At 63.0% G+C, this 14,861-nt stretch carries 15 protein-coding genes and 1 pseudogene; 10 read left to right on the top strand and 6 right to left on the bottom strand.

Annotated elements, in window-relative coordinates; translation table 11 throughout:
• Positions 1 to 302: 302 nt before the first annotated feature.
• Positions 303 to 764, top strand: coding sequence for a hypothetical protein (locus AC5RUM_RS21120; protein WP_494036786.1), 462 nt, complete (start codon positions 303 to 305; stop codon positions 762 to 764).
• A 210-nt stretch (positions 765 to 974) separates the two neighbouring features.
• On the opposite strand, the gene AC5RUM_RS21115 is transcribed toward AC5RUM_RS21120, so the two are convergent.
• Positions 975 to 2,543: an amino acid permease gene (locus AC5RUM_RS21115; RefSeq protein WP_494036782.1), complete on the bottom strand. Its 1,569-nt coding sequence runs from the start codon at positions 2,541 to 2,543 to the stop codon at positions 975 to 977.
• A 777-nt stretch (positions 2,544 to 3,320) separates the two neighbouring features.
• On the opposite strand from AC5RUM_RS21115, the gene AC5RUM_RS21110 reads away from it, so the two are divergent.
• From AC5RUM_RS21110 to AC5RUM_RS21095, 4 genes and pseudogenes are all read left to right on the top strand, one after another.
• A complete protein-coding gene (locus AC5RUM_RS21110) occupies positions 3,321 to 4,724 on the top strand; it encodes a DUF6421 family protein (protein ID WP_494036781.1) in 1,404 nt (467 codons plus the stop codon).
• The gene (locus AC5RUM_RS21105; protein ID WP_494036780.1) at positions 4,721 to 5,479 is read left to right on the top strand and encodes an SDR family NAD(P)-dependent oxidoreductase; all 759 of its coding nucleotides are present in this window, start codon (positions 4,721 to 4,723) and stop codon (positions 5,477 to 5,479) included. The genes AC5RUM_RS21110 and AC5RUM_RS21105 overlap by 4 nt, the downstream gene beginning before the upstream one ends.
• Positions 5,476 to 6,720, top strand: a complete 1,245-nt coding sequence (locus AC5RUM_RS21100; RefSeq protein ID WP_494036779.1) for a threonine aldolase family protein — start codon at positions 5,476 to 5,478, stop codon at positions 6,718 to 6,720. Before AC5RUM_RS21105 ends, AC5RUM_RS21100 begins: the two co-directional genes overlap by 4 nt.
• 5 nt (positions 6,721 to 6,725) lie before the next feature.
• Positions 6,726 to 6,929, top strand: a pseudogene (locus AC5RUM_RS21095) (Y-family DNA polymerase); the annotation flags it as partial.
• A 217-nt stretch (positions 6,930 to 7,146) separates the two neighbouring features.
• Here AC5RUM_RS21095 and AC5RUM_RS21090 read toward each other — a convergent pair.
• Genes AC5RUM_RS21090 through AC5RUM_RS21070 form a run of 5 tightly spaced genes read right to left on the bottom strand, consistent with a single transcriptional unit; the run spans position 7,147 to position 9,478 of the window.
• Positions 7,147 to 7,767, bottom strand: coding sequence for an Asp23/Gls24 family envelope stress response protein (locus tag AC5RUM_RS21090; protein WP_494036778.1), 621 nt, complete (start codon positions 7,765 to 7,767; stop codon positions 7,147 to 7,149).
• A gap of 41 nt (positions 7,768 to 7,808) precedes the next feature.
• Positions 7,809 to 8,390: a DUF6286 domain-containing protein gene (locus AC5RUM_RS21085; RefSeq protein ID WP_494036777.1), complete on the bottom strand. Its 582-nt coding sequence runs from the start codon at positions 8,388 to 8,390 to the stop codon at positions 7,809 to 7,811.
• The gene (locus tag AC5RUM_RS21080) at positions 8,387 to 8,782 is read right to left on the bottom strand and encodes an Asp23/Gls24 family envelope stress response protein (protein ID WP_494036776.1); all 396 of its coding nucleotides are present in this window, start codon (positions 8,780 to 8,782) and stop codon (positions 8,387 to 8,389) included. Before AC5RUM_RS21080 ends, AC5RUM_RS21085 begins: the two co-directional genes overlap by 4 nt.
• Positions 8,779 to 8,958: a hypothetical protein gene (locus AC5RUM_RS21075; protein ID WP_494036775.1), complete on the bottom strand. Its 180-nt coding sequence runs from the start codon at positions 8,956 to 8,958 to the stop codon at positions 8,779 to 8,781. The genes AC5RUM_RS21080 and AC5RUM_RS21075 overlap by 4 nt, the downstream gene beginning before the upstream one ends.
• Positions 8,959 to 9,016: 58 nt before the next feature.
• Entirely contained in the window at positions 9,017 to 9,478 is a 462-nt protein-coding gene (locus tag AC5RUM_RS21070; RefSeq protein ID WP_494036785.1) for an Asp23/Gls24 family envelope stress response protein, read from the bottom strand.
• 249 nt (positions 9,479 to 9,727) lie between these two features.
• Between AC5RUM_RS21070 and AC5RUM_RS21065 the strand changes: the two genes are divergently transcribed.
• The 5 genes from AC5RUM_RS21065 (at position 9,728) to AC5RUM_RS21045 (ending at position 14,659) form a co-directional block, all read left to right on the top strand.
• Positions 9,728 to 10,330, top strand: a complete 603-nt coding sequence (locus AC5RUM_RS21065) for an RNA polymerase sigma factor (protein ID WP_494036784.1) — start codon at positions 9,728 to 9,730, stop codon at positions 10,328 to 10,330.
• Complete coding sequence (locus AC5RUM_RS21060) at positions 10,321 to 10,905, top strand: Asp23/Gls24 family envelope stress response protein (protein WP_494036774.1); 585 nt, start codon at positions 10,321 to 10,323, stop codon at positions 10,903 to 10,905. The genes AC5RUM_RS21065 and AC5RUM_RS21060 overlap by 10 nt, the downstream gene beginning before the upstream one ends.
• Positions 10,898 to 11,311: an Asp23/Gls24 family envelope stress response protein gene (locus tag AC5RUM_RS21055; protein WP_494036773.1), complete on the top strand. Its 414-nt coding sequence runs from the start codon at positions 10,898 to 10,900 to the stop codon at positions 11,309 to 11,311. Before AC5RUM_RS21060 ends, AC5RUM_RS21055 begins: the two co-directional genes overlap by 8 nt.
• Positions 11,312 to 11,427: 116 nt before the next feature.
• Positions 11,428 to 11,679 (top strand): hypothetical protein, encoded by a 252-nt coding sequence (locus tag AC5RUM_RS21050; protein ID WP_494036772.1) that lies wholly within the window; start codon positions 11,428 to 11,430, stop codon positions 11,677 to 11,679.
• Positions 11,680 to 12,499: 820 nt separating this feature from the next.
• Positions 12,500 to 14,659: an amylo-alpha-1,6-glucosidase gene (locus tag AC5RUM_RS21045; protein ID WP_494036771.1), complete on the top strand. Its 2,160-nt coding sequence runs from the start codon at positions 12,500 to 12,502 to the stop codon at positions 14,657 to 14,659.
• Positions 14,660 to 14,861: the final 202 nt, after the last annotated feature.

The raw sequence follows: 14,861 nt of genomic DNA, 5'->3' as shown, positions 1-14,861 counted from the left end.
CGGAGCGGAACCCTTCCCACACGTACACCGCGGCGGGGACGTTCACGGCGAGGCTGACCGCGACGAACGGCGGAGGCTCGACCTCCGCGACCGCGACGATCACGGTTAATCCGCCGGCCCCGCCGGCGTCGGGGATCACTGCCCGGAGTTCAACGACAACGAATACCTCCACGGCCACCACCACGGTGGCACTGGCAGCGCCCGCGGGCAGGACGGCCGGGGATGTCCTGGTCGCCTCCTTCACGGCGGACCAGAATCCCACGGTGGCTGTCCCTGCGGGCTGGACCGCGATCGTCAACGGCTTGAGCATAGCCAGCTCCTCCACGGCCGGGGCGAAGGTGTTCGCCTACTACCGCGTCGTCGGTGCCTCGGATCCGGGAACCTATACCTGGACGCTGAGCAAGGCCGTGAAGTGGGGCGGCGGCATCACCGCGTACACCGGCGTCAACACCACCACACCGCTGGACAGTGCCGTGGCCACCGCCGTCAACACCAGTTACACGGCCACCAGCATCACCGTTCCGGGCATCACCACAGCGAGCAACGGTGCGATGCTGATCGGCGGCCTGGGGTTTGACAGCTCCAACCCGGCAGCGACGCCACCGACGGGATGGACGGAGCGGTGGGAAGCCACCGGCGGGCAGATCGCCGAACAGGCCGACAGGACCCAGGCAACCGCCGGCGCCGCCGGCACCGCCACCTGGACCTTCAGCACCGCCAAAGCCGTCGGCGCCTGGCGGACCGCACTAAAACCAGCCAGCTAGCCAGGACAGACGCCGCTGAAAGACGCTCCCCCAGGCCCCGGTCGCAGCTGGTGAGCAACAATCTCGATCAAATCCAGATTTTGGGTGCTGGCCGAGGGTGGGTCAGAATCGGTCGCTTTTGACCTGGGGAAGAGGGAAGCCGGCTGCAATTCTCACCCGGCTTCCCACTTTCTGGTCTAGATCCCGCGTTTTAGCCCTTCTGCTCCTCGGCTACAGCGGGGCCTGAGTGCCGCTCCTGGGTTCGTCCTCGAGGTCCTTAGGTGCTGTGAGATCCATCGCGAGCAGCGGCACCACTTTTGACTTGGTGACGAAGCGGTGAGCCAGCCATAGAGCGATGAAGACTGGCAACCCGATGTAGGAGGAAAGCACCTCGATGGTCCGTCCCGCAAGCACAGCCTCGTAGTTCTGTCCCGCAATTACCAGTATCAGCAGGGCGAAGGCCAGCAGTGGGCCAATGGGGAACAAGGATGCTTTGTACGGCAGGTCGCTGACTTTGTTTCCCTGGGCCAGGAATCCGCGCCTGAAACGGTAGTGGGAGACCGCGATTCCCGCCCAGACGATGAAGCCGCATAGCCCTGACATGTTCAGCAGCCAAGAGTAGGCTGCGCCCTGACCGACGATCGCGGAGAGGAACCCGAAGAGTCCCACGGCTGCGGTCGCCAGCAACGCCGCGATCGGCACACCACGCGCATTGGTCCGGCCGAAGATCTTCGGGGCCATGCCGTCATGGGCCATGGCGTAAAGCATCCGAGTGGAGGCATATAGTCCGGAGTTGCCCGCGGACAGGATTGCGGTCAGGATCACGGCGTTCATCAAGGCCGCTGCGAAGGCGATTCCGGCGCGAGAGAAGACCAAGGTAAACGGCGATGCTGCAATATCGGACTCGCCGGAGGCCAGCAGGCTCGGATCGGTGAACGGGATCAGGCAGCCGATGATAAAGATGGCACCAATGTAGAAAAGCATGATGCGCCAAAAGACAGTGCGGATAGCCTTCGGCACCTCGCGACGCGGGTTCTTGGCTTCGCCTGCGGCGACTCCCACGAGCTCGGTGCCCTGGAACGAGAATCCGGCAACCATGAAGACCGAGATAATCGAGACCCAACCCCCATGGAACACGTCATCGCGGTTTTCCCAGTTGCTCAGCCCCGGAGAGTTATCCCCGAGGATGCCGAAAATCATCAGCACGCCGGCGATCAGGAAGAGCACCACTGCGCTGACCTTGATCAGGGAGAGCCAGAACTCCGACTCACCAAAGGACTTCGCCGAGAGTGCATTGAGCCCGGTCAACACGAGCAGGAAGATCCCGGCCCACACCCATCCTGGGACCCCCGGAAACCAGAAGTCCATGATGATTCCGGCCGCGACCAGCTCGGCGGCCACAGTGATGGCCCAGTTGAACCAATAGTTCCAGCCGATCGCGAACCCAAAGGAAGGGGAGACGAAACGGGTGGCAAAAGACTGGAAAGAACCGGCGACCGGAATTCTGGCCGACATCTCGCCCAGTGACTGCATCAACAGGAATACCATCAGCCCGACCAGCGCGTAAGCGACCAACGCACCCCCGGGACCCGCCTGGGAAATGGTGCTGCCCGAGGCCACGAACAGCCCGGTACCGATCGCACCGCCGATGGCGATCATCTGCAGGTGGCGGCTGCTTAGCCCGCGCTTGAGCTCGTTGCTGATTTCGCCGGAAGCGCGATCTGCCCCTATCGCAAGGGAGGAACCCTGTTGTGCTGTTTCGGGTTTGATGTCTGCGAAAGTTCGGCTTGGTGGTGTCATGCAACACCACCGAGGGGTATCGCTGCGAGTCGGGTCGTGTTCCCGGTGCCACCAGCGGCTCGACCAGTACAGGCTTCTGCGACTGCTGTGTCGAGCAGGTAGGCCATGACGCTCCAGCGCGGTGCTGCCTGCGTGGTGGTGGACCCCGAGCTAAGAAACAGTCCTGAATCGGAGCAAAGACCGGTTTCAGGGATGTCGGGAGCAAATGCCCGATCACTTATTTGCGTGTGGGAGCCAAGTCCCATGGTGCCTCCGAAAAGGTAGCTGCGGTGGATTTGAGCCTTCCGAGCCCCCGGGCCGGGAAGGACGGTGATCAAGCTAACACACGTGAAGGAAGCGACCTTTGGCGTGGCGAATGTTGCACGTCCGACCGGTCAAGTCCTTACGAATAGGCACGGGTTACTCGACGTGAGGATAAGAGCTACTGATTTGATCCCCATCGGTGAGTAAGGAGCACTGACGATCTGCTATGGCAGGTTGCTGGCGCTAAGCGAATCATGCCGGGGTGCAGATGCACATGAGGTGTCGGGGCATCTCGTCCACCGGTTGCCCAACTCGTCGAGTTGGATCGGATGAGGGCACACCGGGCCTCGCTGATGGGCAAATGCGCCCGCTTCTGGGATGCCCCAAAGCCACCCGACCTTAAGGTCAGGCGCAGTCATAGCAGTGAAGATGCGGCTCCAGCAAAAGTATTTCTTATGCATATTGGAAAAACTCTTCACGGATGCTTACGCACTGCTAGCTTCTTCAGGAATCCCCTCAACGGAAGGAACGAGTATGTCTGTAATCGCAAACCCGGAAGTGACAATCACCCGGGCAGAAGACCTCAAGGCGCTCCCGGCATGGCAGGCCCTGAGGGCAGCCGTCATCGGACTGCAGCAGGTTCAAGTGCAGGACGGTTCCGTTCCGGAACCCGCTGACCATGACCAGGCCCGCCGGAATGTCGGCATCATTGCTGACTCGATCAACGACCTGCGGCCCCACCTCCCCCACGACGCGGACTACCTTGAACTGCTTGTGCAGGACTTCCAGCGGTGGGCGTCCGAAGGCTTTGTCGTCCCTGATTTCCTCGACTCATTGGTGGCCTTCCACCCCGAGCAGTGGCGCATCGATGGGCTGCCGCACCTCGTTGTGTTCCCTATGTACACGCAGAACGGCAGCACCAACCGCTACTTCGAGGCCGTCCTCATCGAGGTCATTTGGCCTTCTTTCGTCGCTGAACTGGAGGCAGCAAACTACTCCAACAAGCTGTTCGTCCCCATCAGCTTCGTCGATTTCACGCCCGGCTATGACACGAACTCCGCAGTTCTCTTCCCCGAGAGCGTAGCGGTCCGGAGCACCCCTTCCTTCACCTGGGGAGGCATCTTCGCGGACCGCGAAGCTGCCCGGTTCCGTCGCGTCCTAAAAGCTGCTGCCGACATCACTTCCCTCGACCTGCCGGCTGATGCCGCGGAACTCATCGACGACCAGCACCTCACGGAGAAGACCTTCGTGATGTGGGATCTGATCCATGACCGGACCCACATGCGCGGTGACCTGCCCTTTGACCCGTTCATGATCAAGCAGCGGATGCCGTATTTCCTGTACTCCCTGGAGGAACTCCGCTGTGACCTGACCGCCTTCCGCGAATCAGTCCTCGTCGAGCGGGACGAGACGGCTTCGGAGGACGCCCGCAAGCACGCCAAGCTGGTCCAGTACGCCGTGATCTTCGACCGCATTTTCCGCTTCGCGATTACCGGGGACCGGGTCCGTAACTACGACGCCGTGGGCGGCCAATTGTTGTTCGCATGGATGCACCAGCACCGGGTCCTGCACTGGACCGATGGAAAGTTGAGCATAGACTGGAAGGACGTCGCCGGCGTGGTCATCGAGCTGGGTCTCCGCATCGAGGAACTCTACTGGCGTTCAATCGACCGGCCGAAGACCGCGCATTGGCTGGCTGCCTACGAGCTCGTCTCGGAAACCCTCACCCCGCACCCGGCCTCCCTGTGGGCCAAGGGGCCGGAGGCCCTTCCCCTCGACGGCCCTCCCCGGGGTCTGACGGACCAGGTCCTTGATGACGAATTCCCGCTGTCGATGTTCTACGAGGCACTGGAGAAGAAGATGTCCTCGGTCATTGAGTCAACTGCCGGGATCACCGGTAAGAGCCCTGTGAACACTGAGGGCGAGGCGGGCGCATGAGCCAGGATCTCTCGGGGCGTACGGTCGTCGTCGCCGGTTCGACAAGCGCTGCCGGCGTCGCGGTAGTCCGCACCCTTTCGCAAGCAGGGGCACGCGTGGCCGCCGTGGACATTCTTGAGGACCGAGTGCAGGAGCTCTTTGCAGCGTACGACAACGTCACGGGCTACGTCTGCAACCTCGCGGACCTTCAAGCCGTTGAGGAGTTGGCGACGTCTGTCCGGAACGACCTGGGTCCCGTGGACGGCCTTATCCACCTCGTAGGAGGGTGGCGAGGCGGTACCGGCATTAAGGGCCAGACGGATGAAGACTGGGATTTCCTGCACACCAGCGTCCTCACCACCCTGAGGAACACCAGCCGCGCGTATTACGATGACTTGGCTACGTCCCCTGTGGGTCGCCTGGCCATCGTTTCCGCACAGTCCGCTTCCTCGCCGACAGCGGACGGTGCCGCCTATGCCGCCGTCAAGTCCGCCGCCGAGGCATGGACCCTGGCCGTGGCCGACGGATTCCGGCACCTGCAGGGAGGAAGCGAAAGCCCCCTCTCCATGCAGCAGTCAGCCGCCCTGGTCTTCGTCGTCAAGGCTCTGGTCGATGACCGGATGCGCGCAGCCCAGCCGGAACGGAAATTTCCGGGCTTCACCGATGTCAGTGTCCTTGCCGACGCTGTACAGCGGATCTTCGACCTTGAGGCGAAACAGATCAACGGGCAGCGCTTGCCCCTCACGGCCGGCCACCTCGTGGGAGCACCGGCATGAGCGTCAGCGTCGATACCAAAGGAGGCGACCCGCAGGTACTGGCAGGGCGCCTGCACGACCCGACATACCGGGGCTTCGCCTCGGATAACTACGCCGGGGCCCACCCCGAAATCATGGAAGCAGTTCAGGCAGCCAACGAAGGCCACGTCACCGCATACGGCGAAGATGTCTACTCAGCGGCGCTTCAAGAAGTCATCCAGTCCCACTTCGGGACAACTGCTACCGCATATCCGGTCTTCAATGGAACAGGGGCCAACGTCCTCGCCCTGCAAGCCCTGCTCCCGCGCTGGGGCGCTGTGATCTGCGCAGCAACGGCCCATATCAATACCGACGAAAACGGCGCCCCGGAACGGATTGGCGGAATAAAGCTCCTCCCGATCCCCACACCGGATGGCAAACTCACCCCGGAATTGATCGACGCCGAAGCCTGGGGCTGGGGAGACGAGCACCGGGCGCAACCACTGGTCGTATCGATCACCCAGACCACCGAACTCGGCACCTGCTACACGCCGGAAGAAATCCAACGGATCGCTGAGCACGTCCATGCGAAGGGAATGAAACTGCACCTGGACGGAGCAAGGCTGGCCAACGCTGCAGCGCATCTCGGGCTTCCTTTGCGGGCATTTACCACCGACGTCGGTGTCGACGTCCTGTCTTTTGGCGGCACCAAAAACGGGCTGCTGTTCGGTGAAGCTGTTATCTGGCTCAACCCACAGTCCGACCCAGGCATGACCTACCTGCGGAAGATGAACATGCAGCTTGCCTCAAAAATGCGTTTCGTCTCTGCGCAACTGGTCGCCCTGCTAACGGATGGGTTGTGGCTGCGGTCAGCCAGTCACGCCAATGAGATGGCTCAACGTCTTCGCGAAGGAATCTCGGCCATTGACGGCGTCTCGCTGACGCAAGCAACACAGTCCAATGGCGTCTTTGCCGTCCTTCCACCCGGGGCAGCCGCGAAGGTCCGGGAATCCTTCCGCTTCTATGACTGGGACCAAGCGCGCGGCGAAGTCCGGTGGATGTGCTCCTGGGACACCACCGAAACCGACGTCCAATCTCTCGTGGCTGCAGTTGAAGCTGCCGTATGCCCCCAGCTTCACAACGAAACGTCTAAACCAGGAGACGTAACCGCAACCAATGGCGGCTACGTCAGCGGGCGCGGTCTCAAGAGGCCGCGCCCGCGTCATCGTCGGGGACAAACAAAAGGATCAGCTCTACTGCCGCGATGTGGGCTGAAGCCTTGATTGTGTCGGTGACCCAGTCGCCGGAAGCGAAGGCCCCCCGGCATCCCGATGGGCGAGCCATCGTTCAGGCGCGCGCCAAGGGCCAGGGAGTGTGGCCTGGTGGCTCTGTCCAGCAACCACGAACCCGAGCTGCTGGCCCTCGGCCAGGTCATGAAGACCGCGGTCCGCGGCACGTCAGCGTGCCGGTCTGCGTCGGGATCGCCCCCACTACCGGTTTTGACGTGTATTTGAGAGTGACTTATTCACCTGAACGGAAGGGCGCCAGCCTCCGAAGCTTCTGCTTTCAGTCGGAGCCTAATGCGGTTCGAAGCTGATCCGAGCCGCCCTACCTTCACTGCCTGATGGGTTCTGCCCAGTCCACGAACACCATCCGGGCATACGCGCAGAGCCCGGGCCGGAACAGTGCACCATCGAGCGGACGTGTTCTTAGTAGATGACGGTTCCGGTGGTCGCCACGGTGGTGCCGGCAATGGCGTTGCGGCCGCTGACTTCGAGCTGGATTCCTGTTCGCCGCAGCGGTGTCTCCAAAGACGTGGAGAGGTCCGGAATGACCCTGGTGTTGATTCTGTGGAGGACGTCCTGGATGTCGGCGCGGCTGGTAACCGTGACTTTCATCGTGAGATCCGGTTCCATGGCGGTGCCGCGCAGCAGCGCCGAGGAACCCACAACCCAGGGCAGGGTATTGATCTGGTTTTCCACCGCGGCGCCCAGCACCGAGGCATCACATAGCGTGGTTCCGGAGGCGGGGTTCTGATGCAGCCGGTACCTGTCGGCGGGATTCTTTCGTGGAATCTGTGCCAGGATCCACAACAATCCCAGGGCGCCCATGAGAACCCCGGCCACCAGGACAATGGCCGTAACATTAGCGGGCCAGAAGAGTGTTTGCAGGTCCCCTGTCACGACGGGACTCTCTGCAGTGGCCGTTGCGGGGTTCATGGCGTGCAGCGTTCCGCTGGCGACCAGCAATATCAGGACGCCGCCGGCCAGGGCGAGAACGCCAAGGATGAGCAGCCAGGTGCGGTTCAACGCTCCGGCGTGGTGTCGCATGGGTGCCTTCTTTCGGGAATGCGGGAGGAGGGTTGCCGCGGTCATTCCTTAGACCGGACGGACGCGGTGACCTTCGGGACTGGGTTGAGCCCGGTACCGGCCAGGCGTTCCCTGACCACGGCAATGACACGGCCGCGCAGCTCCCCTGTTTCGTGCAGAGCGGTGGTCACGTTCAGGTGGACCGCGCGTGCCGAGGCCGTGGCCGATGCTGAACGGACGCCGTCGACGAGTTCACATTGCGCCGCCGCGTAGCGCGCAACGGCCCGTCGCGTCATAACAATCTCCTGCGCGCCCGCCACCGGGATCTGTCCAACGTCCCCGGGCGCCTGCAGCCGCAGGGCGTTAAAGCGGCCCGGAACCAGTGCTGCCGCCAGCAGGACGACTCCCACGACCGTCGCCGCAGCCCCCACGGCCCAGACTCCCGGATCATTCCAGGTCAAACCGGTCAGCCAGTCCCGGGAGCCGGCCAGATACACCGGCCATGATCCCGTGACCAGCCGGGCCACTGCCGCCCATACCATTGCCGCGCCGGCGGCCAGAAGCAGCGTTCCCAGGATCATGGCAGGAACAGCCCGGCTTGGACGGTGCCGCAGGGGTGTGGCTTTCCCATCGTGCCGGCTCATAACAGCCTCCGGCGGCCGGTGGTTTCATCGGCAGATTTCAGCCAGGACACTGTGATGTCGATCTGGCGTACCTCCACCCCGGTCAGGGCGGTGACGCGTTCGCTGATCCGGCGGCGCAGCTGTTCGGTTACCTGGCGCAGCGGTACCGGGTAGAGCAGCCCTATTTCCACGCTGAGGGCGGCGATATTGCCTGCCAGCTCCACCGTGACTTTGGGTCGGGCGGAAAAGTCCGAATGTGCTCCGATGCCCAGAAAACCGCCTGAGGACCCGCCGGCAAAGGACTCTTCGCTGGCGACCTGACTGGCGATCTTCTCCACCACCTTCCGGTCAAGGACAGTGCGCCCCCGCGAATCCAGGTCCCGGGAGCCAGCAGGTGCTGCGGGGGTATTCATCGGCTGGATGCTTTGCCGAACAGTGCCTGCAGGTCCAGTTTCCCTTCCGCAATACGGCCCACTACGAGCCCGATGAGGCCAAAGAGGACCGCTATCAGCAGGGCTGTAAAACCTCCGAAGGACAAAACGATTCCTAATACCAGACCGATGGCCAGACACCATCGTGTAGTGGACATGGGGCACTCCTTCCAAAATCGGTTCCCGCCCGAAAGAGGGGCGGAGCGGGTGATGTGGTTACTCCAGGGGCTTCCTGGTGTCTTCTTCGGGCCGCTCATCCTCGGGCAGATGAACATCGGTGACGTGGACATTCACTTCCAGTACCTCCAGACCGGTCGCGCGCTCCACCGATTGGATGACATTGCGCCGGATACCCTGGCTTACCTCGACAATGGAGGTTCCGTACTCGACGACGATGCTCAAGTCGATGGCGGTCTGGCGTTCGCCCTTCTCCACGCTCACCCCGCCGCTGACATTTGTCTGGGAACCGGGAATGCGCTCGGTCATCGCGCCGAACGCGCGCCGGGCAGCGCTGCCCATCGCATACACGCCGGGAACTTCACGCGTGGCCATGCCGGCCAGCTTCTGGACCACGGTTTCCTCAATGGTGGTATCCCCCCGGTCCGTGTGCAGCAGGTCAGTCGTTCGGCGCGTCTCAACGGGGGCGTTCCGTTTCTGCTCCTCCTGGGTTGCCACCATGTCTCCGGACTGTCCTTGGAGCTGCGGGGCTTCTGTCACGGGAACCATCTCCTCAATCAACCGATGCGATTTTGCCTACACGGTTAAAGACGCACGTCACTGCCAAACGTCACGCGGAAAGGCAAACTGTTTCGTCCCCTGCTTCCCCCGCACCGGGCATTCCCATGACCGGCCCCATCTGAAAATATAGGTCGTAAGCCCCGGAACCCGGGTGGCGCGGTTCGGGGGCAAAAGGGGATCGCGGTGACGATGAATGAGCGTGAACCCGTTGTCCTGACCCGGCCCGAGGATCTTGACGAGGCGACCGTCGTCGCCCGGGCACAGGACGGCAACCTGGACGCCTTCGAATACCTCGTCGAGGCGTATCAGGGCAGACTTTTCCGTCTGGCTTTCCGGATGCTCCATGACCGGGGAGAGGCCGAAGACGTCGTGCAGGACACCTTGGTGGCCTGCTGGAGAAAGCTGCCGCTGCTGACAAGCGTGCAGGCTTTCAGTGGATGGCTATACCAGATGGCCACCAACCGCTGCCTGGACAGTCTGCGTCGACGGTCCAGGCAGGCGGAGGTCGTCCAGGAACCGGTAACTCTGCAATCAACCGCGGATTCCTTCACAGGACGGGGAGCCGGAGGCGATCCCGCCCGCGAAGCGGAAATCTCCTGCGAGTTCGACGGCCTGGCCGCAGCGCTGCTAACGCTCCCGCCCGGGCAGCGCGCCTGCTGGCTCCTGCGGGAAATCCACGAACGCAGCTACGCTGAAATAGCCGCAACGCTGAAGGTCAGTGAACCGACGGTCAGAGGCCGCCTCGCCAGAGCACGCGCACAACTCGCGAAAAGGATGGGTCAATGGCAATAGACGAAACCAACCCTCGCCTGGGCTGTGGCCGCAGCATCGACGAGGTCTGGGCAACCATCAGCCAGCCCCCCACCGCCCACGAAATCGGCTGCGCCCTGTGCCGGACGGCACGGGAAAGCCTGGCGAAGCTCGCGGAGGCCGCCCGCACGCTTCGGGACAACGATGCAGAAGACGTCTCCCTGCAGCCTCATCACGCCGTCAAGGACGCCATCATGAACGTGGCCCGGGCCGAAGTCCGGAGGGGCAACCGGCTTCCCGTCTACCGGTCTGGCCAAGGGGGCGTCGCGATCAGCGAACAAGCCATCACTTCAGTCATTTGGTTTGGCGCCGATGCCCTTCCGGGAGTACGAGGCCGTCGCTGCCGCGTCCGTCCTGACCCGGATACCGCGGACGACCCCCGCTCGGCCGGGACCGCCGGCATCTCGGTGGACCTTCGAATCGCCGTGGCCTCCGGCACCGACATCCCCGGAACCGCGGAGCTGCTGCGTCAGCGGATCATCGGCATGATCACAGCACACGTCGGACTCAACGCTGGAGCCGTCAACATCACCGTGGAGGATTTCTACGATGTCTGAGCGTCCCCTCGAAGCCCGGCTGATCAGCAGCCACCTCATTGCTGACCTTGCTGCCCGCACCGCCCTCGATATACCAGGTGTCCTCCGGCTCGAACCGACCCTGAAAAACCTTCTCACTCACCTGGGAAAAGGAACAATCCAGAATCTCCGCAGGACAGACACCAGCACGACTCCCGCCCGGCACGACGGCGTCTTCGTCACCGTCCACAACGGCATCGCCGACGTCCAGCTCGACATCGCCACCGATATCGCCTTCGCAGCCCTGAACGTTGCTCAGGCAGTGCGGGAGCAGATCGCCCGGACCATCAGCTACACCGGCCTCAGCCCCGGGCGCATCGACATCTCGGTCCTGGCCATAGAGCACCCATCCACCGCCGCAGCGGCCCGTCCTCCCAGGTCCTTCTGACCCGGACACCAGCATGACGGTCACGCCACTATCATCGTTACGGATCCGCCCGACGATTCCGAACGACGGCACCGCACCCGGGCTCCCGAACGCTACCCCTCGGCACGGAAACCAGTATGAACTCTGAACCCAACAACCAGGAAAATCCGCCCGAAGGAATCACGGACGGAACCGGACCGCACCAAGGCAAGGCATTCTGGGCAACGGCCATCCTCCTCCCGCCGGCGCTGCTGCTGTGCGGCTTCTGGATGATGCTGATTGCCGACTACCTTCTCGCTACTGTGTTCTTCATTGCCGCTATGGCCTCTCTGGCCTACTTCGCAGCCAGACGCCGGCGCGGCCGCAGCCCAACAGAGGGCCGACCCTAAAACCGGAAGCTCACCCGACCCGGCACAGGAACGACCTCCCAGCCCATTGGCCCCAGCCGCAAACTGCCTCATTGTCATCCTGGCCTTGCAGATGGTGCGTTCGCCCCACGGCCGACGAACAGACTTAACCTAGAAGTCCAGCCGCGGCTGCCGAGAGTCGGTGCGTGCATGGTTCGAGGTGAAGAGCCCGGCGGCGTGCAACACACCGTAGCGGTGAGGACATGTGCAGCCTGAGAGGATAGTCAGCCCGTGGAGGCGATCCCTCAGCTCAGTGAGTCAGCAGTGATTCAGGGACAAATCCGTGGTTTCGCGTTCCCCTCTGCAGGTGGAGGGTCCATTGCGTTGGCGTGCCGTTGGCCGCAGGCATCATGTCGCCCTCGGAGATGAACCTCGGCTCCACGTCTTCAGCCGAACGCCACCAGCCAGTGATCGGGCAGTGATGCCCCGTGCTGGACGTCAGGGGGGAATAATAGCTCGGCAGTGTAGCAATCGGCCTTTTCTTCATTTCATTCCTCCAAGCGAGTACTGACCACAGGCTGCGCCCTGTGCTGCTGTGCCTGCCGTCATTGGAAGAGCACGTTCTTATCCTACAGATTGTAAACAATCTACGATAGACCCAATTTTGCGGCCTCAGCCATGCCGGTTCGAAATACCCTGCGCCGCCAAGGCGTGGAATGACACAGGGCCGGGAATCCTGGCCCCATCGAATCTCTGGCGCCATGGGCGGAGCGGGAGTAGTTTCTATGGCAGGCGGGCAGCACGAGCCACGGAACGGCCATCGTTACGGGCGCGCTGCCGGTGTTTTCTTGAAGGAGCCGGGATGGCTGGATGGAACGCTGACACTGCTGCCGGACCCGTGGGGGCCGGAACTGTAACCCTGGTGGAAGGGACATCCTTCTGCATCTCCCTACCCAATGGAGACATCCATCCCGAATATCCGCACGGAGTTTTTTTCCAGGACACGCGCATCCTGTCCCGCTGGTGCCTGACTGTTAATGGGCAGCCGCTTGAATCGTTGGCGGCGGAAGCAAAGGAACCCTACCGGGCGCTGTTTGCCGGGCGTGTTCCCCGCACGGATGGATATGCGGACAGCCCGCTGATCGTGGAGCGCTTGCGGGAAGTCGGGGCGGGCATCCAGGAGCAGGTTACGATACGCAATTACTCCACGGAACCGGCTGAATGCGTGCTCTCGGTAAAGCCTGAAGCGGATTTCGCAGATCTTTTCGAGGTTAAGGAAGCACGGATAAAGGGGCGTTGGGAAGAAACCCGGCACGTGGACGGCGATTCCATGACGATTCGCGGAGTCTGGCAAGACGTCCGGAAGGGCATTCTGGTCCAGGCCCCTGGTGCCGACGTCACGCAGGACGCGTTGACGTACCGCATTTCTGTCGGACCCCACAGCCAGTGGAGCACGGTCCTTACAGCCGTGCCCAGCACCGAGGCGGCGAGTCCTCCCCCGCCGTCGTTCCTCCACACCGAAGGGGAACAGCTTTCCCCCCGGGACCGCCGCCGGCAGGAATGGGTTGCCAAGATTCCCAAGCTTCAAATGGGTAACCATGCCATTGAACGAACCCTGCGGCGCAGCTACGACGACCTGGGCGCCCTTCGCATCGAAGACCCGAACTATCCGGAACGCGTCGTGGTGGCAGCCGGCGCGCCGTGGTTCATGACCCTGTTCGGCCGGGACTCTCTGTGGGCATCGGAAATGTCCATGCCGGTTGATCCGTCCCTGGCACTGGGCACATTGCAAACGCTGGCGGACCGCCAAGGCAGCGTGGTGGATCCATTGAGCGAGGAGGAACCGGGCAAAATCCTGCACGAAGTAAGGCTCGACGTCTCCAGCGGACTCTCCCTGGGCGGTAAGAACATCTACTACGGAAGCGTCGACGCGACCCCGCTGTTCGTGGTGGTGCTGGGCTCGGTGAGCCGCTGGGGCTTTGCCGCCGAAACCATCGCCGAGCTGCTGCCCCATGCAGACCGCGCCCTGGACTGGATCCACAACTATGGCGACAAGGACGGCGACGGATTTGTCGAGTATGAGCGCCTGAACCCCCAGGGGCTCATCAACCAGGGCTGGAAGGACTCCTGGGACGGGATCAACTTCGCCGACGGCCGCATGGCTGAGCCCCCCATTGCGCTCTGCGAAGTCCAGGCCTATGTCTACGATGCCTACATGGCGCGCGCCTGGATAGCGTACGACGCCGGCGACGTCGCGTTGGGTGCCCAGCTCTCCGACCAGGCGGCCCAGTTGAAGAAGCGGTTTAATGAGCAGTTCTGGATGCCGGACCGCGGGTATTACGCGATCGCCCTGGACGGAAAGAAACGGCAGGTCGATGCCTGTGCGTCCAATATGGGCCACTGCCTGTGGGTCGGCCTTGTGGATGAGGACAAGGCGCCGCTGGTGGCCGAAAGGCTGATGTCCCCGGAAATGTTCAGTGGCTGGGGCGTCCGGACGCTCGCAAGCGACATGGGGGCTTACAACCCCGCGAGCTACCACAACGGGTCCGTCTGGCCGCACGACAACGCGGTAATCGCTGCCGGTCTGCTGCGCTATGGTTTCGTGGGGGAGGCGCAGCGCATTGCCACGGCACTCTTGGACGCCGCCGAGTTCTCGGACGGACGGCTGCCGGAGCTGTTCTGCGGCTTCGACCGCGAGCAGTTCGCCGAACCGGTCCCCTATCCGACGGCATGTTCGCCCCAGGCCTGGGCGGCAACCACGCCGATCCAGCTGGTGACCAGCCTCATGCGGTACGACGCGCATGTATCCCAGGGCGGCTTCTGGATGGACCCGGTGCTGCCCGAGTCCTACGGCGACCTGCACATTAGCAACGCGCCTATGGCCGGCGGCCGCATCACCATCGACATTGCCGATTCCGTCCCCGCCGTTCAGGGCCTTCCGGACGGGATGGTCTTCCACCAAGGACACAGGCCATGGCTGACCGAACTCGTGAAACAGGCCGAACTGCGCCGAAAGGGCTAGAGCGGTCCAGATGAGGTGACCGATAGTGCCTGGGCAGGGGCCGCGGCAGGATTGCTCGGCGTCCGACGGGCGCGGCGATACCTGCGATGACCCACTGCGTCATGCCGAGGACCGCCGAGCCCGTTCCCGGATGATCCGGAACAGCGGCTGCGGCGAGCGCTCCGCCGTTGGCGCCCAGAAGCCCTTGCGCCACCATCACGGC

It is taken from the genome of Arthrobacter sp. B2060 (assembly GCF_059090445.1).
The sequence above is the reverse complement of the archived record's forward strand: the minus strand, read 5'-3'. Positions and strand labels throughout refer to the sequence as shown.

Coding starts and splice junctions, on each gene's coding strand:
- AC5RUM_RS21105 (WP_494036780.1), top strand. CDS start 4,721: ATGAGCCAGGATCTCTCGGGGCGTACGGTCGTCGTCGCCGGTTCGACA.
- AC5RUM_RS21100 (WP_494036779.1), top strand. CDS start 5,476: ATGAGCGTCAGCGTCGATACCAAAGGAGGCGACCCGCAGGTACTGGCA.
- AC5RUM_RS21115 (WP_494036782.1), bottom strand. CDS start 2,543: ATGACACCACCAAGCCGAACTTTCGCAGACATCAAACCCGAAACAGCA.
- AC5RUM_RS21075 (WP_494036775.1), bottom strand. CDS start 8,958: ATGTCCACTACACGATGGTGTCTGGCCATCGGTCTGGTATTAGGAATC.
- AC5RUM_RS21050 (WP_494036772.1), top strand. CDS start 11,428: ATGAACTCTGAACCCAACAACCAGGAAAATCCGCCCGAAGGAATCACG.
- AC5RUM_RS21070 (WP_494036785.1), bottom strand. CDS start 9,478: ATGGTGGCAACCCAGGAGGAGCAGAAACGGAACGCCCCCGTTGAGACG.
- AC5RUM_RS21085 (WP_494036777.1), bottom strand. CDS start 8,390: ATGAGCCGGCACGATGGGAAAGCCACACCCCTGCGGCACCGTCCAAGC.
- AC5RUM_RS21065 (WP_494036784.1), top strand. CDS start 9,728: ATGAATGAGCGTGAACCCGTTGTCCTGACCCGGCCCGAGGATCTTGAC.
- AC5RUM_RS21045 (WP_494036771.1), top strand. CDS start 12,500: ATGGCTGGATGGAACGCTGACACTGCTGCCGGACCCGTGGGGGCCGGA.
- AC5RUM_RS21055 (WP_494036773.1), top strand. CDS start 10,898: ATGTCTGAGCGTCCCCTCGAAGCCCGGCTGATCAGCAGCCACCTCATT.
- AC5RUM_RS21110 (WP_494036781.1), top strand. CDS start 3,321: ATGTCTGTAATCGCAAACCCGGAAGTGACAATCACCCGGGCAGAAGAC.
- AC5RUM_RS21060 (WP_494036774.1), top strand. CDS start 10,321: ATGGCAATAGACGAAACCAACCCTCGCCTGGGCTGTGGCCGCAGCATC.
- AC5RUM_RS21080 (WP_494036776.1), bottom strand. CDS start 8,782: ATGAATACCCCCGCAGCACCTGCTGGCTCCCGGGACCTGGATTCGCGG.
- AC5RUM_RS21090 (WP_494036778.1), bottom strand. CDS start 7,767: ATGCGACACCACGCCGGAGCGTTGAACCGCACCTGGCTGCTCATCCTT.